Origin of the sequence: Geobacillus sp. FSL K6-3411 (assembly GCF_037965715.1) — a bacterium.
Lineage (GTDB): Bacteria > Bacillota > Bacilli > Bacillales > Anoxybacillaceae > Geobacillus > Geobacillus thermodenitrificans.
This window is the reverse complement of record NZ_CP150187.1, coordinates 571,166-591,225: the sequence shown is the minus strand read 5'-3', so window position 1 is coordinate 591,225 and position 20,060 is coordinate 571,166. Positions and strand designations below refer to the sequence as shown.

Below are 20,060 nucleotides of genomic sequence, written 5' to 3'. Positions count from 1 at the left end.
GAGATCCCCCCTGAAAAAGCAGAAAAAACCTGTCAGCGGTGCCGAACAGGCTTTTTTCATGCCGCTATTTTTGGTACGCCTGAAACACTCCGTACCATTTGTCAATAAACTCGGGCGCGAACGGTCCTTTCCGCTCTTGGATCCAACCAATGAGCTTCTGGACGTTATTTTTTAAAATACGGTCAATCACATCCGGGTAGTTCATCTCGCGGCGATGCCGCTCGTATTCGTCTTCATCAAGAAGCATGTACGTCATATCAGGAAACACTTTAATATCCAAATCGTAATCGATATATTTCAGCGCCTCGTCATCCCAGACAAACGGGGAGCTTAAATTGCAATAATAATATACTCCGTCCTCGCGAATCATAGCGATAATGTTAAACCAATGCTTGGCGTGAAAAAAACAAATTGCCGGCTCGCGTGTCACCCACGTCCGGCCGTCCGCTTCCATGACAAGCGTTTTGTCGTTGCCGCCGATTACATACGCTGATGTTCCTTTTAACACGACCGTTTCCTGCCAAATGCGATGGATCGTCCCATTATGTTTGTAGCTATGGATTTGAATGATTTTCCCTTCCCGTGGGTATGCTGGCATCACTCTTCCCTACTTTCCGATGGGAGCTTCTTCTTTTCATTATACCTTGTTTACTTCGCAAATGAAAAGAAAGCCGCCTTGCCGAAGCAAAAGCGGCCTAGCGGTGCAGCGCTGAAGGATGCGGCCTGCTTCAAGCGCTAGATGACATCTGTCTCTCAAACACGCGGCGAATGGCTTCGACTTGCTGTTTCATTTGCCGTACTTCTTCACGAAGAGCAATGGTCGGCGCTTCGCGTTCGAGTTCCTCCAACTGGCGGGTAATCTCCTGACAGCGCTCCATTTCATGCCACAAAAATAACGTTTCTTCCCGTTCATCCACCCAAATCTGTTCCATGCTCCTCCTATTCTCCCTTCCCCTTTGTCCTGCCGTCTGCTTTATCATTTCGCGACCCGCCTTTCAAATCCTCTAGCTAATTATGTAGAGCCTTAGCAGCTTTTGTCGACAAAAAAGCAGAGGCGTACTGCCTCCGCTTTTTGACTTTCCTATCCGGCCTCTTGCCTGCGCTCTCTTGGCAACATACGCCGCCATTAGCGCTCGATGGCATCGGCCATTTATAATGATCGGTTACTGATTAGCGTTTTGTGCTTTGCGGGCTTCTGCTTGCGCATTTTGTTGTTTGACATGTTGTACATTCGTCTCAGCCGCAAACTCAGTGCCGAATTGGCCAGCTTGAGCAGCTTGCGACGATTGTGCATTTTGTTGTCTTACTTCTTGAATGTTCGTGCCAGCAGATGTTTTGTTCGGTTGTTTGGCCATTGCTCTCACCTCCACGTACCTTACTATGCCCCGGAGGTGGCCGTTCTATCCGCCGACATTATAAAAGTAAAGATCTTCCACCATCAACAATGATCGTCTGTCCGCGAATCATTTCAGCCGCATCGGATAACAAAAACAAGACGGCGTTAACGATATCTTCCGGTTTCACCGGGCGCCCGGCTGGGGTGTTCGCCGCCGCATCAGCGAGTAGCTCATCGCGGTTCGGGAAATGTTTCAACGCATCCGTATCAACCGCTCCGCCAGAAACGGCGTTGACGGCGATATTTTTTGGTGCCAGCTCGACGGCCAAGTAGCGCGTAAGAGCCTCAAGTGCCGCCTTCGACACGCCGACAGCCGTATAGTTTTCCAAATAGCGGATCGAGCCGAGTGAGCTGATGCTGACGATTTTTCCACCGCCGACTTTTTCCATCCGTTTTGCTGCTTCTTGGGCGCAAAATAAAAGTGCCTTACTGTTGATATTCATTGTCCAATTCCAATGCGTTTCTTCCAGCTCCATCGCCGGTCGCAACACGCCGGATGCGGCATTATTCACCAGCACATCGACCCGCCCGAACGCTTCGTCTATATGGGCAAACATGTCACGAATTTTCTCGACGTCGCCAACGTTCGCTTTGACGACAAGCGCTCTTCTGCCGAGCGCTTCGATTTCACGTGCTGTTTCTTCAGCTGCTGTTTTGCTGCGAGCATAATTAACGACAATATCATATCCTTCTTGCGCCAGTCGCAAAGCAATCGCTTTACCAATGCCGCGGCTGCTTCCCGTAACGACCGCCACTTTTCCACTCATGTTTTTCCACTCCTTTACGTATAATATAGCCGAATTCCGCAAACAAAGGAGGCGCAGCCTATGTATGTCGGCCGCGATATGACTGAACTGTCAATGATTCCAAAAACGGAATGGACCGATGATGAACTCGCTTATTTCCACCATTCATTCCAGCAAATTGCTCCGTATTTAAACATCGAAGGGCAAACGATTCATCGGGAAATTATTGAAGAAATTGAAGCGCGCGGCGGCCTTGGGCGCCGCGAAGCGACGTACACGCATGGCACGATGCCAGTTCCCGATTAACGCAGGCGGCGCACTTCGCCTGCGTGCTCTTGATATTCCCGCCAAACGCGCTGATGTGACACAGGAAATGCGTATGTCTCTAGCTCCCTCTCTGACACCAATCGATACGGTTCCTCCAGCCGCTCGCCATCAAGCAATCGTCCATAAAACACCGTCAGCTTCCAAACTAAGTGGGAAAAAACATGATCAAACGAAGCGATAGGTTCACCAAGCTTGACGTCGAGACCTTGCTCGTTCAAAAACGCCCTTTCCAAATTCTCTGTCTCACCTTCGCCCTTCATTTCACAGCTTGGAAATTCCCACAAGTTTGCCAGCAGACCGGTATGATCACGTTTGCGAATCAGAATGCGCCCATCTTGGTCAGTCAGCACCGCGACCGCAAGGGGCACTTGTTTCACCGCTGTTTTTTTCGTTTTCACCGGCAGTTCCTCTGGCACCCCTTCCGCGAACGCCCGGCAATGAGCTTGCACCGGGCAAAGAAGGCACGATGGGCGGCGCGGCGTACAAACAAGAGCACCCAGCTCAATCAACGCTTCATTAAATGCCCCAGGCTGTTCATACGCCATAATTTCACGGACAATCTGTTCAAACCGCTTTCGTGTTGACGCCTTAGCAATGTCATCCGTCACCAAAAACAAACGAGACAACACACGCATGACGTTACCATCGACCGCTGGCTCTGGCACGCCGTAGGCGAGGCTCAATACAGCCCCGACCGTATACGGACCGACTCCTTTCAACTTCGAAAACTCATCCGGATTATCCGGCACTTTTCCTCCGTAGCGCTCTTTCACTTCTTTTACCGCTGCATGCAAGTTGCGCACACGCGAGTAATAGCCGAGCCCTTCCCACGCTTTCAGCACTTCGTCTTCATCGGCGTCAGCGAGCGCCTCTAGCGTCGGAAATTGCCTGATAAACTTTTCAAAATACGGAATCACTGTCTCGACGCGCGTCTGCTGCAACATGACTTCCGATACCCAAACCTTATACGGATCGCGGTCTTGGCGCCACGGTAAATCGCGGCGCTCACGGGCAAACCAATCAAGCAAATCGCGCTGAAACTCGCGGGCAGGAAACCGTTTTGTCCACGTTGTCATATTCATTATGTCCCCCATGGTGTCTATTGTCCATCCCATTATACCAAAAAACCCCCAACATGACTTGCAGCATGCAGGAAGACAAACGGCTGGGTGATCCACTACAGAACATGGAGAGACGAAGATCTTGCTCAAGATATGACGTAAAAACGATGCACATCACGGCATCGGCAGTTGGAAAAACACAGAGGCTGAAAACGTGACAACATGAGAATGGGGAAACAGCATAGACCATTTTGCAGGATGAAAGGTTTATAACTAGTGAAGGACTCCCTCCGCTGTTTGGATCAATCACTATCCTAGCAGGGAGAGAGTCCTTTTGATAGGAATGTAGCTTCCTTCCTACTACGCTTTGTCTGGCATTCCTCACAAACACAACAGACAAACGTCCGTGATTCTCATCAAGAATCTACGTTAGATTTCACCGAAAAATAGTTGACTCATACGTGATGGGATTGTTCTTTTGTCGTGGAAACATAGGCTGTCTGTTCATATTGAGCACGCATTTGACGAATATCAATGCGAACAAGCAAAGACAAAACGAGAGCGATGACAAACAATCCGCCAAAAAAGGCTAAACTTCCTTCATAAGAGCCAGTTGTGTCTTTAATATATGCCGCAAACATGGGTCCGACCAACCCGGCGGCTGCCCAAGCAGTTAAAATATAACCATGGATGGCGCCAAGCTGTTTTGTTCCGAACAAATCACCGATATATGCTGGAATACAGGCGAACCCGCCGCCATAACACGTATACACAATCGTCAGCATCACAACAAACAGCCATTTAATGGATACATTCGGCAACAAGAAGAAAATCAAAATTTGCAAAACGAAAAATGTCGTGTATGTATTCGGCCGCCCAATATAATCGGAAGCTGACGCCCAACCGATGCGCCCTAGCCCGTTAAATACCCCAATGGCGCCAACCAGTGCCGCCGCTGCCGTTTGGCTGATGCCGATGCTTTCTACCGCTAACGGCTTGGCCACCGCTAAAACAGCAATGCCGCATGTGACGTTAATAAACAGCATAAACCACAAATACCAAAACCGTCTTGTTTTAACAGCTTCATTGGCCGTCAATTGCGCCAAGTCAAGCGAAGGCTTGGCTTTTCCGGCCTTCACTTTTTCTTGAAATCCTTCCGGCAGCCATCCTTCCGGCGGTTTTTCTAAGTAAAGGGAAGATACCGTCATAATGACAAAATACGTGATACCTAAAATAAAAAACGTATTTTGTACACCAACGGAATCAATCAAACTATTCATCACAGGACTCGCGATTGCCGCGGCAAACCCAAATCCCATAATCGCCAGTCCTGTCGCTAGCCCTCGACGGTCCGGAAACCATTTGACGAGCGTCGACACGGGCGCAATGTAACCGACACCAAGCCCTATTCCTCCCAACACACCGTAAAACAAATACAGCAAGTACTTCGATCCAAGTGCTACCGCTAATCCGGACCCAGTCACCCCGAGACCAAAGAAGATGGCAGCCAATAGTCCAGATTTCCGTGGTCCATGCTTTTCAACAAAATGGCCGAGAAATGCGGCGGATAATCCTAAAAATAAGATCGCAATACTGAATGTGAGAGCGACTTCTTGATCCGACCAACCAAACAATTGTTTCAACGGATTCGTAAAGTTGCTCCATGCGTAAACCGATCCAATGGAGATATGGATGCCGACAGCGGATAAAGCAATCAGCCAGCGGTTTTTCAAGGCATTTTCTCCCCTTTCATTCGATAATAATACGCTTCTCATGCGTATACACATTAAAATCCTGTCCACGTAAAAAACCGACAACGGTAATTCCAAGTTCTTCCGCCAAATCTAAGGCTAGCGTCGTCGGCGCTGATTTCGACAACAGGATGCTTATGCCCATTTTCGCCGCCTTCAAGAGCACTTCTGACGAGACGCGACCGCTGAATACAATAAGCTTGTCTTTCATCGCCACTTGATGGCGCAAGCAGTAACCGTACAATTTATCAAGCGCATTATGGCGGCCGATGTCAGAGCGGATGACGACAATTCTATCCGGCGTGGCAAGCGCAGCGTTATGAAGGCCACCGGTTGCCGCAAAATCAATTGACTGTTCGTGTAACGTTTTCATTAAACACACACAATCATCCGCTTTGACAGTAATGCCGCCGACAATCGTTTTGGCGGTTTTCGCATCATTGTAAAAATAAAATTGCCGGCTTTTTCCACAGCACGAGCCGATGAATCGCTTCGCGTAAAACTGTTTTGCCGGGAGCTCGTCTGAGGTGAGCTCCACATACACGAAGCCCCGCTCCCCGTCAATCGTCATCGCCTTAATGTCATCGATTACACGAATCACTCCTTCTGACGCCAGAAAACCAATGACAAGTTCATTGATATGACCCGGTGTGCAGACGATTGTCGCAAACTCTTGCCCGTTGACTACCACCGTCAGCGGAAACTCGAGCGCGATCTCATCTTCTTCCTCGGCCAGCTGCCCATTTCGATATTTAACGATATACCGTCTTTTGGCCACAAACCCGTCCAACAAGTCCCCCCTCCTCCCTTGTTCAAAATAAAACCGCCGCCTTTCGATACAGAAGGTCAATCATCCTTCTGCTTACGAAAGGCGGCGGTAGTTTACACCCAGTACGATCTGCAGCGAAACCAACGCACATCCGTTTTCGAAACCTTTCTGCCAACCGGACACCCCCCGTTAGCCGACAAGGCTTCTCCCTATTTTCACATTACTTACATTCATAAGCATACCATGAACAATCGCGAAACACAACCAAAATTGTTCACAAATTTGTCACAATTCAATCGGTTTTTCAAACACAAACACGGAAACGGCCATATCTTCTTCTACTTTAATATCACTGAACAAGTAAAGCAGTTTCGATCCAGCAAGTTCTTCCATACCATCAGGCACATGTTGGGCATACACATCTTGAATCATTTTCGTTCTTGCTGCATGCACCATGTCCCGCCCTTCCGGCGTGCGGGCGATAAATTTTTCCGTCGGCGTTAAATTGCCATGCAAAATGGAGATCGCCAAGTTGTCGACAAAATACGTTTTAATCCGTTCCGGTCCTTTGCCAAACAACTGTTTACGCACTTTGCGCACAATATCATTAAACGCGGCTTCTTTTCTCGACATCTCCATCCCCTCTCCTTTCGCCAACGTTTGAAAAACTTCCTGTTCATCCATTGTGTTCTATGTTTCTCCATACTATAATAAACTATAACAGATGTGTATATAGTGGAAAAATAATAAGGTTTCTCTTGTTATTTTTCTACGAATCTAGTGAATATTGGATTGGTTGTTTAGTATCGCCATGCTAAAGAACTACTCCACCACGATGAAACACGCTTCTCATCGCTGGTGGAGTTTTTATTTTGCAAAGGAGGAGTGATGATGGAAACACGAACGGTAACAGTCACCATCAATGGACGCCCGTATCACGTCAAACAAGGGATGACCATTTTAGAAACTGTCAATGAACACGGTCTCCCTCACCCGCAAGTTTGTTACACGCCGGAGCTTGGCGCTATTCAAACGTGCGACACGTGCATCGCTGAAGTTAACGGCTCGCTTCTTCGCGCCTGCTCAACGCTAGTGGAAGACGGAATGGTCGTCGAACTTAGCTCACCGCGGGCGAAAGTGGCACAAAAAGAAGCGATGGATCGCCTTTTGGAAAACCATCTCTTGTATTGTACGGTATGTGACAACAACAATGGCAACTGCAAGCTGCATAACACAGCGGAAATGATGCAAATTGAACATCAAACATATCCGTACCGTCCGAAAGTCGACCCGTCCGAGGTAGATATGTCACACCCCTTTTACCGCTATGATCCGAACCAATGCATCGCCTGTGGGCAGTGCGTTGAGGCATGCCAAAACTTACAAGTCAATGAAACACTCTCCATTGACTGGGAAGCGGAACGGCCGCGCGTCGTTTGGGATGGCGGCGTGCCGATCAACGAATCGTCGTGCGTCAGCTGTGGACACTGCGTCACCGTCTGCCCGTGCAACGCTTTAATGGAAAAATCGATGCTCGGCGAAGCCGGATTTATGACCGGTTTAGACCAAGATGTGCTCAAACCAATGATCGATTTTGTCAAAGAAGTTGAGCCGAATTACACGAGTATCTTCGCCATTTCCGAAATTGAAGCCGCTATGCGCCAACAGCGAATCAAAAAAACGAAAACGGTTTGTACGTTCTGCGGTGTTGGCTGTTCGTTTGAAGTATGGACAAAAGGACGCAAGATTTTAAAAATCCAACCTGTTTCCGAAGCGCCTGTCAACGCCATTTCAACGTGTGTCAAAGGGAAATTCGGCTGGGATTTTATCAACAGCGAAGAGCGTTTAACAAAACCGCTCATCCGTAAAGGGGACACTTTCGTCGAATCGACATGGGAGGAAGCGCTTGACTTGGTCGCAGAAAAGCTCGGCGCCATCAAGCAACAATACGGAGGCAACGCCATCGGCTTTATTTCATCATCGAAAATTTCCAATGAAGAAAACTATTTAATGCAAAAGCTGGCTCGGCAAGTGTTTGAAACGAACAACGTCGACAATTGTTCACGTTATTGCCAATCGCCAGCTACTGACGGCTTGTTCCGCACGGTCGGCATGGGCGGCGATTCCGGCACGATTTATGATATCGCTTCCGCCGGCTTGGTTATCATCATCGGCGCCAACCCCGCTGAGGGACATCCCGTCATTGCGACTCGCGTAAAACGGGCGCATAAACTGTTCGGTCAAAAACTGATCGTCGCGGACTTGCGCCGCAACGAAATGGCCGAGCGTGCCGATTTGTTCATCCGTCCGAAACAAGGCACCGACCAAGTGTGGCTCATGGCAGTAACGAAATATATCATTGACCAAGGCTGGCATGATGAATCGTTCATTCGCGAACGCGTCCATTTCTTTGATGAATTTAAACAGTTGCTAGAAAAATACACACTCGATTATGCTGAACAAATAACCGGCATCGCCAAAACCGATCTCATCCGCATTGCTGAAATGATTCACAAAGCAGACGGCACATGCGTCCTCTGGGGCATGGGCGTGACGCAAAATACAGGCGGCAGCGACACATCGGCGGCGATTTCCAACTTGCTGCTCGCAACCGGAAACTACGGGCGTCCGGGCGCCGGTGCGTTCCCATTGCGCGGCCATAACAACGTCCAAGGCGCCTGTGACATGGGATCGCTCCCTTCCTGGCTGCCTGGCTACCAACATGTGACCGATGACGCAGCGCGCACGAAATTTGAAAAAGCGTACGGCGTCCGCATCGATGCCAAACCTGGTCTTGACAACATTCAAATGATTGAAGCTGCTGAACGCGGTGATCTAAAAGCGATGTATATCATCGGTGAAGATATGGCGCTTGTCGACTGTAACGCCAACCACGTGCAAGACACGTTAGCGAAACTCGACTTTGTCGTCGTCCAAGACATTTTCTTATCAAAAACGGCGCAATTTGCTGATGTGATCTTGCCGGCAGCGCCGAGCTTAGAAAAGGAAGGAACATTCACAAACACCGAACGCCGCATCCAACGGTTTTACCAAGCGCTCGAGCCGCTTGGCGACTCCAAACCGGATTGGTGGATCATTCAAGAAATCGCAAAACGGCTTGGCGCCGACTGGAATTACGCCGGTCCGAGCGAAATTATGGACGAAATCGCCAGCTTGGCTCCACTCTATTCGCAGGCGCATTATGACCGGCTCGAAGGCTGGAACAGCTTATGCTGGGGCAGCTATGACGGCGCCGACACACCACTTTTGTACAAAGAGCGGTTCAACTTCCCGGACGGCAAAGCTCGCTTTGCGCTAGCTGACTGGGTCGAACCGGTGCAATACCCGGAAGAGTACGATTTGCTCGTCAACAACGGCCGGCTGCTTGAGCATTTCCACGAAGGAAACTTGACGTACAAATCAAAAGGCATCCAGCGCAAGTTTCCGGACATTTTCGTTGAGGTGTCGCCAGAACTCGCCAAAGAGCGCGGCATTAGTGACGGGGCGCTCGTCCGGCTCATCTCACCATACGGCCGTGTCAAAGTGCGCGTGCTCGTCACCGACCGGGTCAGAGGCAATGAGCTGTTCTTGCCGATGCATTCAACCGCCAATGAGAGCGCTATTAACATTTTAACCGGTCCACAGACCGACCATCGCACAAATACACCGGCGTATAAGCAAGCCCGAGTGCGTATGGAAGTGCTTGAACGATCAGGAGAGACGCCGCTGCCGCGTACAAACCCACGCTTTCAAAAGCGGCATCCGCAAAACGGCGTCGAGGTCGAACGAAAATGGCGACGCCGCGATTACGTACCGCTCACGGAAGCGGAAAAGGAGGTGAAAATCGGTGGCTAAACCGATTACCACCATTCAAAAACATGAGATGACCGAAGAGGAAAAACGGGCCGAAGCGCTGACGAAACTAAAAGCGGCTGTCGGTGACAGTGAAGAAGCAGTTCACGAACTCCTCGAGTTCATCGAACAGCTGCACGAAAGCGGTTTGCTTGAGGCAGCTAACGCTTTATTAAAAGCGCGGGAAGACGTAGCAAAAATCGTCGTCGGCCAGCTCAATCAAAAACCCGTAACAACGATGGTCAATCACGCGTTCGCCTGGGCCAGCCTCGCCTCTTCTCTTGATCCGGAACGGACAGCCAAACTGCTTGAACATATCGCCTCCGGTGCTATCGAGGCGTACGAACAGACCTCTGTCGAACCGACAAAAGTCGGGCTGTTCGACTTGTTTAAGGCGCTCAACGACCCGGATATCAACCGCGCCGTTCGATTTTTCCTTTCCGCACTTAAGGCGATCGGCCAACGTCTTGGAAATGATAGCTAACCAGTTGGTTAGCGGACAAAATAGCAGCAAGCAAATAGACTTTCAAAAAAATGGACAGCAATCCAAGCGACTAGCAAAACGAATGAGGCGTCCCGCCGATTGCGCGGGCGCTTTTTATTCGAGTAAAACCGTCCCCGATCAAGCCTTTTTCCTTCCCTGCTAGATGTCCCCAACAACAAATAGACACCGATTTAGTCATTCTGTCCCTCGCTGACTGACAGCATCATGTGGTACACTACCGATACTATTATTTACCTCACCGACCAACCGCTCTGAAACGGAGCGGTTATTGGCCGGGCTCCATGCGGGATATACTAACAAACGACGCTAATAAAGGAGGTGCCTTGACGTTGGATACAGGCACACACGTTTTAATGGGAGTGGCGCTCGGCAGCCTTGCTTCGCTCGATCCCGCCATCGCCCACGATCCGCTCTTATCGCGCGCTGTGTTGATCGGCACGCTTGCCGGCTCACAGGCGCCAGATATCGATACGATTTTAAAATTGCACAATAATGCCAAATATATTCGCAACCATCGCGGTATTACCCACTCGATTCCGAGCGTCATTCTTTGGCCGTTATTAATCGTTGGCGTGATGACCGCCGTCTATCCGGAGACAGATTGGTTCCGCGTTTGGCTCTGGACGTTTATTGCCGTTGCCTTTCACGTGTTTGTCGATATTTTTAATGCTTACGGGACACAAGCGTTGCGCCCGTTTACGAAAAAATGGATCGCTCTTGGCGTCGTTCATACGTTTGATCCGATCATTTTTGTGCTCCATTTGCTCGGGATTGGTGGACTGCTTCTCGGCGCCCACCCAGGTTATACATTTTTCACCATCTATGTAATCATCGCCGCATATTACGTGCTTCGCTTCCGCCAACAGGCCAACATAAAACAGCTCGTTCGCTCCACGATCGATGGCGTGACCGAGATCATTACCGTACCGACGTGGCGCCCCCGTGAATGGCACTTAGCCATTTCGACGAGCGACGAATTTTATGTCGCCCGCATCAAACGCGGTCGTCTTCTCATTCTCGCCCGTTTCCAAAAGCGGCCGCTTCCAGACCACCCAGTCATGAATGCGGCCAAACGCGATGAAAATGTTGCTGCTTTTTTATCCTTTTCCCCGGTATACCGTTGGGAAATGAACGAATACGATGACCATTACGAAGTACGCTTTACCGACTTGCGCTACCGGAGTAAAGGATATTATTCGTTCGTCGCTGTCGTTCAGCTTGACCGGAACCTCAACATTGTCAGCTCATACACCGGATGGATTTTCAGCGAAGGAAGACTACGAAAAAAACTCGAACTCGCACCAAACTGACAGTGGTCACCAGCGCCCATGTTTGTCCCAACAATTTGCACACATAAGCACACTCGATTATCCCATAATAAAAATACGTGTTGGCCATCCCAACACGAGCACTCCATTAAGGGGGAATGTGCGGTGCGGAATAAGGAGCACAACTTCCCAAACCAAAACAACAACAAGTTTGAGGGAGAGCCACGCGCCAAATCCGAGTATGCATCAAAGCGGGCTGACGGTACGACCAACACCCACCCGCAAGAACGGATGCGCGCCTCAGGTGAACGAAGCGACTTCTTTTAATAGTGAGCAAAAACGTGGGAGCATGGTGCTATCCGCCATGTTCCCCAGCATATTCCGCAGCGAGGTGAACAGTCATGGGTCACCATCGGCGCAAGGCGTTTTATGACAACTTGTATTCGAATCCGTTCCCGCAGCCATGGGCTAACCGCAAGCATGCCCACGCGCAAGTAAACGGTGAAACGCGGCAACCGCTTAACTTGATCATTTTAGAGCGAGAAACGCGCAAGCGGTCGTAACAAAACCTAGGGGCAATCCCCTAGGTTTTCTTTCAAACATCAAATGGCTCTCTGTGCCGCTCACCGGATAAAGATAGAGGAAGGGGCGTGTTTTCGATTGTCAAGCCTCCCTTGCATGCTTTTACTTACGGCAAGTTAGGCTTTCGCAGCAATGAGATCGGCAGCGCTTCCTCCTCTCCGTTTCCTTTCAGCCGCCATCCCCAAGCAAACACCCCTTTTAAATATCGCACTTTAAAATACTCCCCTGGCGCCCCTTCAATCTCGTATATCTCCCCAGGCTGAAAATCAGCTGGATTCATCATATACGCTCTTGCCATAGCAATTTTCCGCTCATAAACGGCATATTCGTTCACCATGCCCATCTGTTCCGCCTTGCGAGCTTTTTCCGTTAAGACAGCGATTTCTTGCTGTAATTCTTCTTTTGTCATTTCACTATATCGTTTTTGTTCCTCTTTGAGCATTTTTGGCCATCTCCTTTTTCTTTTTTAACCGGCAGCACCATTTCTTTTCCCGTTTTTAGTTGCGATGGTCATCCATCGTCATCTTGCCTGCGCAGCCACTCGTCGATCAAAGCAAGCGAAAACCCTTTCCGGTAAAGAGCTTGACGCATTTTTTGTTCATAAAGCGGGCGCGGGTGATGCGCATAGCGGCGACGAATCTTTTCTGCCTGAACATGTAGCGCTTCTCTCTCTTCCTCCTCGGTATGGCCGCTCCCATCCGCTAGGACGATAGCGATCACTTCATGCGAAAACCCTTTGCGCATCAACTGTTGCTTTACTCGCTCCAAAAAAGCGCGCGCCGACTCTGCCCGCCGTTGTTTTTTTGCCTTTTCGTAAAGCGAGCGGGCTGCAATCACTTGTTCATTAAACGAGTATTCGACTAAGCTTTGTTCAATCACACTCGCAGGTACGCCGAGCCGCTCAAGTTCAGCCTGAATGAGACGCGGTCCTTTGGTAGATGTGTTCTTTTGCGTACGCACATAAGCAGCAGCGAACGCCTCATCATCGACATACCGCTCGGCGCGAAGTTTTTCAAGCACTTCTTCGATGACCGGATCGACAACACCTTTTTTTCTCAAGTGTTCAACAATCTCTTGCTCCGATCGCATCCGATGCGCCAAAAAATAGAGCGCTTGTTGGTACGCTTTTTTTATCCCATCGGCATAGACGATATCACGAAGAAGGGCATCGTCGATGATCATCCCTTTTTTCAAACGGAATTTAAGCAATACGTCTTGGTCGACTGTCAGCTTTAACGCTGACTCGTTGTCGCGGTGAATGACGATCCAAAACCGCTCAGCGTTTTCTTTCGTCACCGTAATGTCAACAATCGTTCCCATGCCTCGTTCCCCCTCTCCTTTATCTTACCATAGAGAGGAATTCTCGACATAAACGGCGAAATGGGAAGGGAACGTGTCACCCGCATGCGATGATTTCCCGCTTCCTTATGCATAAAATAAAAGGAGGGAAGAACTGTGCGCATTGCCATAAATGGTGGAACTGGACTAATCGGCCAGGCGCTCGCCCACTCTTTTTCTAAACAAGGGCATGACGTTTATATTTTCACTCGCTCACCCAAGCCTTCTGAAGGAAACATTCATTATCTTTCCTTCAACGACAGCCAAAAACCAACCGCCATCGATGTGGCGCTAAATTTGGCCGGCGAGCCGCTCAATCGAAAGCGTTGGACGACGAAGCAAAAAACTGTGATTGTTGACAGCCGTCTTCGAGCTACCGAAGCAATGGTCAACTATATCCACTCGCTATCTAAGCGTCCGTCACTGTTTATCAACGCGAGTGCCATCGGTGTTTACGGCACTTCCGACTCCGCTACCTTTACCGAGCAGACGACCGATTATGGCGCTGATTTTCTCGCTAAAACTGTTCGAGCGTGGGAAGCGGCGGCTCATCCAATCGAACAGAGCGGCATCCGCACCGTTTATGCCCGGTTTGGTGTTGTCTTCGCTCGCCACGGTGGCGCCTTGCCGATGATGGTCATACCATATCGTTTATTTATCGGCGGCCGGATCGGCAGCGGACATCAGTGGCTGTCATGGATTCATCTTGAGGACGTCACCCGTGCAATCGCCTATATCATCGAACATGATGAGCTGGCAGGGCCCGTCAACTTCACGGCGCCTCATCCGGTACAAATGGATGAGTTCGGCCGTACGGTTTCCCGCCTGCTTCGCCGTCCGCACTGGCTTCCGGTCCCTGCAGCAGCGCTTCGCCTCCTCCTCGGTGAAATGAGCATGCTTATTACGGAAGGACAACGCGTCATCCCGGAAAAGTTGCTGCAAGCCGGGTTCCGCTTTTCATTTCCAACGTTAGAAGATTGTCTCAAGGATTTAGTTTTGTCGCAAGACGAACAAAAAATATCCAAAAAAAATTAACAAAAAAGCAATTTCTTTTTTCCATCTAATCGTGTATGATAAAGAAGACTTCAGAACAGTTGTTGTTCATAATCGCATACAAACAGGAATAAGGGGAAGGCAAATGGTGCGCCACCAGCGCTCGCGCTGGTTCTAGTGGGTTCGATTCCCACCCCGAAATTTTTTTAACGAAGTTTTAATAAAAAAATTTCGAGGGTGGGTCCTACTCGCGTTGGGAGGCTGCCCTCGGCATTTAAAAGGAGGGATTGGCCATGCTGAAAAAACGCGAGTTGCAAGACTGCCATGCGCTATACGAGCTGATGGTGCACCCGGACGTCTTCCCTTTTGTGCGCCAAAAAGCCAGCTCGTACGAAGAGTTTTTGTTTATGACAAAACAGCTCATTGAGGCCGAAGAACGAGGAGAGGTCATTTCACGCACGATTTTGGATGAATGGGGAAACTCGATCGGCACGATCAGCCTCTTTGATATACAAGATGGTGCCGGTTTTTTAGGAACATGGCTCGGCAAACCATACCACGGACTCGGCTACAACCGGCGCGCCAAAGAAGCATTTTTCCATGAACTGTTTTATGAACTTTCCATCGAAACAGTATTTTTACGCATCCGTAAAGTCAATGTCCGCTCGATTAAGGCAGTGGAAAAGCTACCGTATGTGACATCGGCCAATGAAACGCGGCGGACGCTGCTCGAACAAATCGGTGCGGATGTGTACAATTTGTATGAAATTACGAAAGACAACTACACGCTTTATACGATGCGCCATCCCTCCTTCACGCTTGAAGAGGAACAACGGAAAGAAGCGTAAACACGGGAGAACGCATGACGATCCAAAAAGAGGATGTCCGTCCAGACATCCTCTTTTTATGCATAAAAACGGCTCGTGTCGTCCAAAATGGAACTGAATGAATCTTGATGCAAAGTGAGGGAACGAGTGATGGCGGAAAAACGAAAACGTGAAAAAGTAAAACATACACTGACAAGCGCCCAAGAAGTGAGCTATGCCCGCGATTTTAAAATGGCCGACCAAGCGGGCGGTTATACGGCTAAAAAAGCGCGCCATTAGAAACGATTGCTATTTATACAACCGCTCTGTCCTTGCCATCCTAAAGAATGAATCGTACGATTCACCACTTTTCTATAGGGGGCATGGACAATGGGCCGATCTCGCGGACAACGGGCACGTGATAAAAATAAGGCGACTTTACCACAGGTGCCGAAGCAGCTGAAAGACAACATTGATGTCGAGTATTCCGAAGAATTTGCCGACCACGAAGACCTCGAAGCGCAAGCGCGCGCTGCAGCGGCTGGCATCCGCCGGCAAGAACGCAAACGATAGTCGAACAAGGGGGTCCCGCTTAACGGGACACCTTTTGCTTGCCTCCCTCACTTCCAAGCTGCAATGTCGCGGGTTATGCCTCCCATAACAGAAAGCAAGTCGAGTGCTCTCTTCTCCTTGCTGATTCGTTTGTTTTTGATTGACCTAACTGACATTGCTTTTCTGCTCTTGCTTACAAGCGGCTAATTCCCTTTGTCTCGACCGGGTTACACCATCGCCTCTCCTTCCAGTTCAAGCATTTGGCTGTACCGCTTGTAAAACAGGCCGAGTTCCCCTTTATAATTTTGTTTCCATGGTTTTTCTTTGCCGCAATAATGAATGAAAACCGTATTTTTCTCAATCCACGATAAATCATGCTTTGGATTCGGCAGCAGCTGTAAAAAATCATAGTAACGAGCATCGTAGTTGTAGCGATACCCGTCGACTGGTTTAATTTTGTCCCAATACAGTCCGTTAAGCACATCTTGATCGGGAAGGACGAGTTTAAACCGGTTGTCGCGAATGAACTGATAAATCTCCTCTAGCTGAACGTGTTGCCGCATCATCGCTATATTCATCATCATTACGCCTGTGTTGAAATAGCCCTTGGCATTCGGTGTCTTCAGTCGGAGTTTGTTGAACAAGTTGGCTACTTTCGTGGAATGTGTATGCTCAGCGGCGATAAACCAATTGCCCTCAAAATCCATCTCATACAGCTCATCGATCGGGTTGATAGCGACAATATCCGGATCAAGATACAACACGCGCTCGACATCCGAAGGCAAAAACATATGCGCCGCCAGCCGGTAATACATTTCAGCCGTATAGTGACGAAACACCGGAGCATCATGAAACAGTTGTGGATCCACATAAATCGGCACAAGCTCGTGCCCTTGCTTGCGAACAAAATCACTAAGCGCCCGGATCTCCTCCTCCGCAATGCGCGAATAAAGCAAATAAAATGTAAACGGGCGCCGGTTATTGCAAAATAACGAATGCATGAGCACTTTCAGCGGTGGAAGATAATTGGCGTCTGCCGTCACTAAAATGCGGAACATGCACCATCACTTCCTTTACGTCAGCGTTTCCCCTTTCTTTACAATTATATATGGATATAGACGAATGTTGCGCGCTTTTGGTCTCAGACTGCGATGTTTTCCTGCCGACTATCGTAATCAGCTGCTTGGTCTTTGCTTAAAAAGTGGGAAACGGCGGCGGCAATCGCTACATTGTTAATGCAACAAAACGGATGTTTGCTTCACTCTTTAGCTGACTTTAGCTCTCGAGTATTTTTTGCGAGTAATGTTTAGACTATTTACAATTATCTATCAAAATTTTATAATAAATATAGCGAGCCGTCTCCTGTCAGCTTGGCCGGTTGTGCAGACCAGACGGACGCACCATCTGCTCATTTGTCCTGCTGCTTGGTAGACAACATTGATTTTCATATACTCGTCACCGAAAAAGAACTGTGCGGCCTGACGGCATCTCCGTGCCGGAATGCCCCCCTCAGTCCGCTTGAGCCGGTTCCTGTTTCGCACATTTGGCAGGGAACCGGCTTTTTGCATGTGAAAGGGAAAGGAGGAAAAAAACCCGATGGGAGGAGCACTCGATGGTGTGCGTGTGCTCGACTTGTCCCGCGTGTTGGCAGGTCCGTATGCGACGATGATTTTAGGCGATTTAGGTGCCGATGTCATCAAAGTCGAGGCACCGGGTGGATCGGATGATACCCGGTTTTGGGGACCGCCGTTTAAAAACGGCATGAGCGCCTACTATACGGCCGTCAATCGCAACAAGCGGAGCATAACCGCCGATTTAAAAACGGAGGAAGGGCGAAAAACGGTCTGCCGCTTGGCGGAAACGGCTGATGTTGTCATTCACAACTTCAAAACCGGGACGATGGAAAAATGGGGACTTGGCTATGAAGAGCTGTCCCGTTTGAATCCTCGCCTCATCTATTGTTCGATCACCGGGTTCGGCGAAACCGGACCGCTCGCTCCACTTGCCGGCTACGACTACATCATTCAAGCGATGAGCGGCTGGATGAGCATTAATGGCACCCCTGACACCGGCCCGCTCAAAGTCGGCGTGGCCGTTACAGATGTATTTACTGGCTTGTACGCGGCCATCGCTATTGAAGCGGCATTGCTCGCCCGTGAAAAAACGGGGTGCGGACAAAAAATCGATCTATCGCTCTTTGACTGCGCTATCGGCGCACTAGTCAATGTTGCCGCTAATTACTTATTATCCGGCAACATTCCAAAACCGCTCGGCAATGAACACCCGAACATCGTTCCGTATTCAACATACGAAGCGAGCGACGGGCCGATCGTCATCGCCGTCGGTAATGACCGACAGTTTCAAGCGCTTTGTTCGTTGTTATCTGATCGTTCGATCGGAACTGATCCTCGCTTTCAGACAAATCCGGGCCGCGTTGCCCATCGCGATGAACTCAACCGGCGGCTGAACGAAGAGATCAAACAACGGACGAGAGCGGAATGGCAACGCCTTCTTGCTGAAAAAGGCATTCCGTGCGGCCCGGTACAGACGCTAGATGAACTGTTTCGCCACCCACAAACGGCAGCGCGTGAAATGATGGTCATCATGCATCATCCGACCGTCGGCTCTCTCCCGCTTGTCGCCAGCCCGCTCAAGCTATCTGAAACGCCGGTATCCTATCGGCTTCCACCGCCGCTCGCTGGCGAGCATAACAACGAATCCGATATCGGATGGCGAAACGAACAAACGCTCCAAAGCGACCGAAACGAATCGTCCTGACCAACGCAAGAGACATGGCTTCCCGCAACGGCTCGGCGCCCGCAAGCGCCAAGCAAACGCGGACATATACAATAGATGCATAGGAGGAGTAAAACGATGATGAACTTCGACTTTACACCAGAACAAGAGATGTTGCGGCAAACGGTTCGCAAGTTTGTCGACAAAGAAATTATGCCGTATATCAAAGAATGGGATGAGCGCGGCGAATTTGACCGCAACATTTTCAAACGGCTCGCCGAGCTCAATTTAATGGGTGTCTGCATTCCAGAACAATATGGCGGCATGGGCATGGACTACAACTCGCTCGCCATCGTCTGCGAAGAGCTCGAGCGCGGTGACACCGCCTTCCGCACCGCTGTCTCGGTTCACACCGGTCTGAACAGCTTGACGCTATTGCAATGGGGGACGGAAGAACAAAAACAAAAATATCTCATCCCGCAAGCCCGCGGGGAAAAAATCGGCGCCTTTGGCCTAACCGAACCAAACGCCGGCTCAGACGTTGCTTCGATTCAAACGACCGCTGTCCGTGATGGCGATGACTATATTTTAAACGGGCAAAAAACGTGGATTTCCCTTGCTGACATCGCCGACCATTTCCTTGTATTCGCCTACACGGATAAATCGAAAAAACATCGCGGCATTTCCGCCTTCATCGTCGAACGGACAATGCCCGGGTTTTCGTCGCGCCCGATTAAAGGGAAGCTCGGCATCCGCTCCGGCAACACGGGCGAGCTGTTTTTTGACAACGTCCGCGTCCCAAAAGAAAACTTGCTCGGTGAGGAAGGAGAAGGGTTCAAGATCGCCATGTCAGCACTCGACAATGGCCGCTTCACCGTCGCTGCCGGCGCCGTCGGCCTCATTATGGCGTGTTTAGAGGCGAGCGTCAAATATTGCCATGAACGAAAAACGTTTGGTAAAGAAATCGGTCGCCACCAGCTTGTTCAGCAAATGATCGCCCGCATGGAAGCCGGCTTGCAAATCAGCCGCCTGCTTGTCTACAAAGTCGGATTTCTGAAAAATGAAGGTCGACGCTGCACGCGGGAAACGTCGCTCGCCAAATGGATCGCTTGTGACTATGCCAACCAAGCAGCCGATGATGCGGTTCAAGTCCATGGCGCTTATGGCTACTCGAACGAATATCCAGTCGAGCGTTACTTACGCAACTCGAAAGCACCGGTCATTTACGAAGGTACACGGGAAATTCATACGATTATGCAGGCTGAGTACGTGCTTGGCTACCGTAAGGACAAACCGTTGCGCAAAACATTGCCGGCATGGCGGCCAGACGAGAACTAAAACAACAGCGAAACGGCAGTTGTCCAAATCGCCGCTCTGT

General features: G+C 49.7%; 23 protein-coding genes. 12 read left to right on the top strand and 11 right to left on the bottom strand.

Annotated elements, in window-relative coordinates; genetic code table 11:
- Nucleotides 1-64: 64 nt before the first annotated feature.
- From NSQ22_RS02950 to fabL, 4 genes are all read right to left on the bottom strand, one after another.
- Nucleotides 65-598, bottom strand: coding sequence for a DUF402 domain-containing protein (locus tag NSQ22_RS02950; RefSeq protein WP_011886805.1), 534 nt, complete (start codon nucleotides 596-598; stop codon nucleotides 65-67).
- A 130-nt stretch (nucleotides 599-728) separates the two neighbouring features.
- A complete protein-coding gene (locus NSQ22_RS02945) occupies nucleotides 729-932 on the bottom strand; it encodes a YgaB family protein (RefSeq protein ID WP_029761755.1) in 204 nt (67 codons plus the stop codon).
- 231 nt (nucleotides 933-1,163) lie between these two features.
- On the bottom strand, nucleotides 1,164-1,355 hold the full coding sequence (locus NSQ22_RS02940; protein WP_008881552.1) for a gamma-type small acid-soluble spore protein: 192 nt from the start codon (nucleotides 1,353-1,355) through the stop codon (nucleotides 1,164-1,166).
- Nucleotides 1,356-1,413: 58 nt separating this feature from the next.
- The gene (fabL, locus tag NSQ22_RS02935; RefSeq protein WP_008881553.1) at nucleotides 1,414-2,163 is read right to left on the bottom strand and encodes an enoyl-[acyl-carrier-protein] reductase FabL; all 750 of its coding nucleotides are present in this window, start codon (nucleotides 2,161-2,163) and stop codon (nucleotides 1,414-1,416) included.
- Between the two features lie 60 nt (nucleotides 2,164-2,223).
- On the opposite strand from fabL, the gene NSQ22_RS02930 reads away from it, so the two are divergent.
- Entirely contained in the window at nucleotides 2,224-2,448 is a 225-nt protein-coding gene (locus NSQ22_RS02930; protein WP_008881554.1) for a hypothetical protein, read from the top strand.
- Here the strand turns inward: NSQ22_RS02930 and mutY are convergent.
- The 4 genes from mutY to NSQ22_RS02910 form a co-directional block, all read right to left on the bottom strand.
- A complete protein-coding gene (mutY, locus tag NSQ22_RS02925; protein WP_029761753.1) occupies nucleotides 2,445-3,545 on the bottom strand; it encodes an A/G-specific adenine glycosylase in 1,101 nt (366 codons plus the stop codon). The genes NSQ22_RS02930 and mutY overlap by 4 nt on opposite strands.
- 440 nt (nucleotides 3,546-3,985) lie before the next feature.
- Complete coding sequence (locus tag NSQ22_RS02920) at nucleotides 3,986-5,263, bottom strand: OFA family MFS transporter (RefSeq protein WP_029761752.1); 1,278 nt, start codon at nucleotides 5,261-5,263, stop codon at nucleotides 3,986-3,988.
- A gap of 16 nt (nucleotides 5,264-5,279) precedes the next feature.
- Nucleotides 5,280-6,071 carry a formate dehydrogenase accessory sulfurtransferase FdhD gene (gene fdhD / locus NSQ22_RS02915; protein ID WP_029761751.1) on the bottom strand — a complete coding sequence of 264 codons (792 nt, stop codon included), beginning with the start codon at nucleotides 6,069-6,071 and terminating at the stop codon, nucleotides 5,280-5,282.
- Between the two features lie 264 nt (nucleotides 6,072-6,335).
- A complete protein-coding gene (locus NSQ22_RS02910; RefSeq protein ID WP_029761750.1) occupies nucleotides 6,336-6,683 on the bottom strand; it encodes a DUF2294 domain-containing protein in 348 nt (115 codons plus the stop codon).
- A gap of 258 nt (nucleotides 6,684-6,941) precedes the next feature.
- Here NSQ22_RS02910 and fdhF point away from each other — a divergent pair, with 258 nt between their 5' ends.
- The 5 genes from fdhF to NSQ22_RS02885 all read left to right on the top strand — a co-directional run bounded on the left by fdhF (nucleotide 6,942) and on the right by NSQ22_RS02885 (nucleotide 12,238).
- Entirely contained in the window at nucleotides 6,942-9,905 is a 2,964-nt protein-coding gene (gene fdhF / locus NSQ22_RS02905) for a formate dehydrogenase subunit alpha (RefSeq protein ID WP_008881560.1), read from the top strand.
- Nucleotides 9,898-10,386, top strand: a complete 489-nt coding sequence (locus NSQ22_RS02900; protein WP_008881561.1) for a DUF1641 domain-containing protein — start codon at nucleotides 9,898-9,900, stop codon at nucleotides 10,384-10,386. Before fdhF ends, NSQ22_RS02900 begins: the two co-directional genes overlap by 8 nt.
- A gap of 350 nt (nucleotides 10,387-10,736) precedes the next feature.
- Entirely contained in the window at nucleotides 10,737-11,717 is a 981-nt protein-coding gene (locus NSQ22_RS02895; RefSeq protein ID WP_339264151.1) for a metal-dependent hydrolase, read from the top strand.
- A 123-nt stretch (nucleotides 11,718-11,840) separates the two neighbouring features.
- Nucleotides 11,841-12,002: a small, acid-soluble spore protein K gene (locus tag NSQ22_RS02890; RefSeq protein WP_008881563.1), complete on the top strand. Its 162-nt coding sequence runs from the start codon at nucleotides 11,841-11,843 to the stop codon at nucleotides 12,000-12,002.
- A gap of 74 nt (nucleotides 12,003-12,076) precedes the next feature.
- On the top strand, nucleotides 12,077-12,238 hold the full coding sequence (locus NSQ22_RS02885; protein WP_008881564.1) for a YpzG family protein: 162 nt from the start codon (nucleotides 12,077-12,079) through the stop codon (nucleotides 12,236-12,238).
- A gap of 125 nt (nucleotides 12,239-12,363) precedes the next feature.
- On the opposite strand, the gene NSQ22_RS02880 is transcribed toward NSQ22_RS02885, so the two are convergent.
- Both NSQ22_RS02880 and recX read right to left on the bottom strand, forming a co-directional pair.
- Nucleotides 12,364-12,699: a YfhH family protein gene (locus NSQ22_RS02880; protein ID WP_008881565.1), complete on the bottom strand. Its 336-nt coding sequence runs from the start codon at nucleotides 12,697-12,699 to the stop codon at nucleotides 12,364-12,366.
- Between the two features lie 68 nt (nucleotides 12,700-12,767).
- A complete protein-coding gene (gene recX, locus NSQ22_RS02875; protein ID WP_008881566.1) occupies nucleotides 12,768-13,577 on the bottom strand; it encodes a recombination regulator RecX in 810 nt (269 codons plus the stop codon).
- Between the two features lie 135 nt (nucleotides 13,578-13,712).
- On the opposite strand from recX, the gene NSQ22_RS02870 reads away from it, so the two are divergent.
- The 4 genes from NSQ22_RS02870 (at nucleotide 13,713) to NSQ22_RS02855 (ending at nucleotide 15,967) form a co-directional block, all read left to right on the top strand.
- Complete coding sequence (locus NSQ22_RS02870) at nucleotides 13,713-14,630, top strand: TIGR01777 family oxidoreductase (RefSeq protein ID WP_008881567.1); 918 nt, start codon at nucleotides 13,713-13,715, stop codon at nucleotides 14,628-14,630.
- Between the two features lie 251 nt (nucleotides 14,631-14,881).
- Entirely contained in the window at nucleotides 14,882-15,436 is a 555-nt protein-coding gene (locus NSQ22_RS02865; RefSeq protein ID WP_008881568.1) for a GNAT family N-acetyltransferase, read from the top strand.
- Nucleotides 15,437-15,565: 129 nt separating this feature from the next.
- Complete coding sequence (locus tag NSQ22_RS02860) at nucleotides 15,566-15,694, top strand: YfhE family protein (protein ID WP_078172606.1); 129 nt, start codon at nucleotides 15,566-15,568, stop codon at nucleotides 15,692-15,694.
- Nucleotides 15,695-15,784: 90 nt separating this feature from the next.
- Nucleotides 15,785-15,967: a YfhD family protein gene (locus tag NSQ22_RS02855; RefSeq protein ID WP_008881570.1), complete on the top strand. Its 183-nt coding sequence runs from the start codon at nucleotides 15,785-15,787 to the stop codon at nucleotides 15,965-15,967.
- Nucleotides 15,968-16,173: 206 nt separating this feature from the next.
- Here the strand turns inward: NSQ22_RS02855 and NSQ22_RS02850 are convergent, their stop codons facing one another.
- Nucleotides 16,174-17,004, bottom strand: a complete 831-nt coding sequence (locus tag NSQ22_RS02850) for a glycosyltransferase family 8 protein (RefSeq protein WP_339264147.1) — start codon at nucleotides 17,002-17,004, stop codon at nucleotides 16,174-16,176.
- A gap of 538 nt (nucleotides 17,005-17,542) precedes the next feature.
- Between NSQ22_RS02850 and NSQ22_RS02845 the strand changes: the two genes are divergently transcribed.
- Entirely contained in the window at nucleotides 17,543-18,724 is a 1,182-nt protein-coding gene (locus NSQ22_RS02845) for a CoA transferase (RefSeq protein WP_008881572.1), read from the top strand.
- A gap of 96 nt (nucleotides 18,725-18,820) precedes the next feature.
- Nucleotides 18,821-20,020, top strand: coding sequence for an acyl-CoA dehydrogenase family protein (locus NSQ22_RS02840; protein WP_008881573.1), 1,200 nt, complete (start codon nucleotides 18,821-18,823; stop codon nucleotides 20,018-20,020).
- Nucleotides 20,021-20,060: the final 40 nt, after the last annotated feature.

What these genes read in the sequence shown, in the direction of transcription:
- NSQ22_RS02950 (WP_011886805.1), bottom strand. Translation starts at nt 598, where the DNA reads ATGCCAGCATACCCACGGGAAGGGAAAATCATTCAAATCCATAGCTAC.
- NSQ22_RS02945 (WP_029761755.1), bottom strand. Translation starts at nt 932, where the DNA reads ATGGAACAGATTTGGGTGGATGAACGGGAAGAAACGTTATTTTTGTGG.
- NSQ22_RS02940 (WP_008881552.1), bottom strand. Translation starts at nt 1,355, where the DNA reads ATGGCCAAACAACCGAACAAAACATCTGCTGGCACGAACATTCAAGAA.
- fabL (WP_008881553.1), bottom strand. Translation starts at nt 2,163, where the DNA reads ATGAGTGGAAAAGTGGCGGTCGTTACGGGAAGCAGCCGCGGCATTGGT.
- NSQ22_RS02930 (WP_008881554.1), top strand. Translation starts at nt 2,224, where the DNA reads ATGTATGTCGGCCGCGATATGACTGAACTGTCAATGATTCCAAAAACG.
- mutY (WP_029761753.1), bottom strand. Translation starts at nt 3,545, where the DNA reads ATGACAACGTGGACAAAACGGTTTCCTGCCCGCGAGTTTCAGCGCGAT.
- NSQ22_RS02910 (WP_029761750.1), bottom strand. Translation starts at nt 6,683, where the DNA reads ATGTCGAGAAAAGAAGCCGCGTTTAATGATATTGTGCGCAAAGTGCGT.
- fdhF (WP_008881560.1), top strand. Translation starts at nt 6,942, where the DNA reads ATGGAAACACGAACGGTAACAGTCACCATCAATGGACGCCCGTATCAC.
- NSQ22_RS02885 (WP_008881564.1), top strand. Translation starts at nt 12,077, where the DNA reads ATGGGTCACCATCGGCGCAAGGCGTTTTATGACAACTTGTATTCGAAT.
- NSQ22_RS02880 (WP_008881565.1), bottom strand. Translation starts at nt 12,699, where the DNA reads ATGCTCAAAGAGGAACAAAAACGATATAGTGAAATGACAAAAGAAGAA.
- recX (WP_008881566.1), bottom strand. Translation starts at nt 13,577, where the DNA reads ATGGGAACGATTGTTGACATTACGGTGACGAAAGAAAACGCTGAGCGG.
- NSQ22_RS02865 (WP_008881568.1), top strand. Translation starts at nt 14,882, where the DNA reads ATGCTGAAAAAACGCGAGTTGCAAGACTGCCATGCGCTATACGAGCTG.
- NSQ22_RS02860 (WP_078172606.1), top strand. Translation starts at nt 15,566, where the DNA reads ATGGCGGAAAAACGAAAACGTGAAAAAGTAAAACATACACTGACAAGC.
- NSQ22_RS02855 (WP_008881570.1), top strand. Translation starts at nt 15,785, where the DNA reads ATGGGCCGATCTCGCGGACAACGGGCACGTGATAAAAATAAGGCGACT.
- NSQ22_RS02850 (WP_339264147.1), bottom strand. Translation starts at nt 17,004, where the DNA reads ATGTTCCGCATTTTAGTGACGGCAGACGCCAATTATCTTCCACCGCTG.
- NSQ22_RS02845 (WP_008881572.1), top strand. Translation starts at nt 17,543, where the DNA reads ATGGGAGGAGCACTCGATGGTGTGCGTGTGCTCGACTTGTCCCGCGTG.
- NSQ22_RS02840 (WP_008881573.1), top strand. Translation starts at nt 18,821, where the DNA reads ATGATGAACTTCGACTTTACACCAGAACAAGAGATGTTGCGGCAAACG.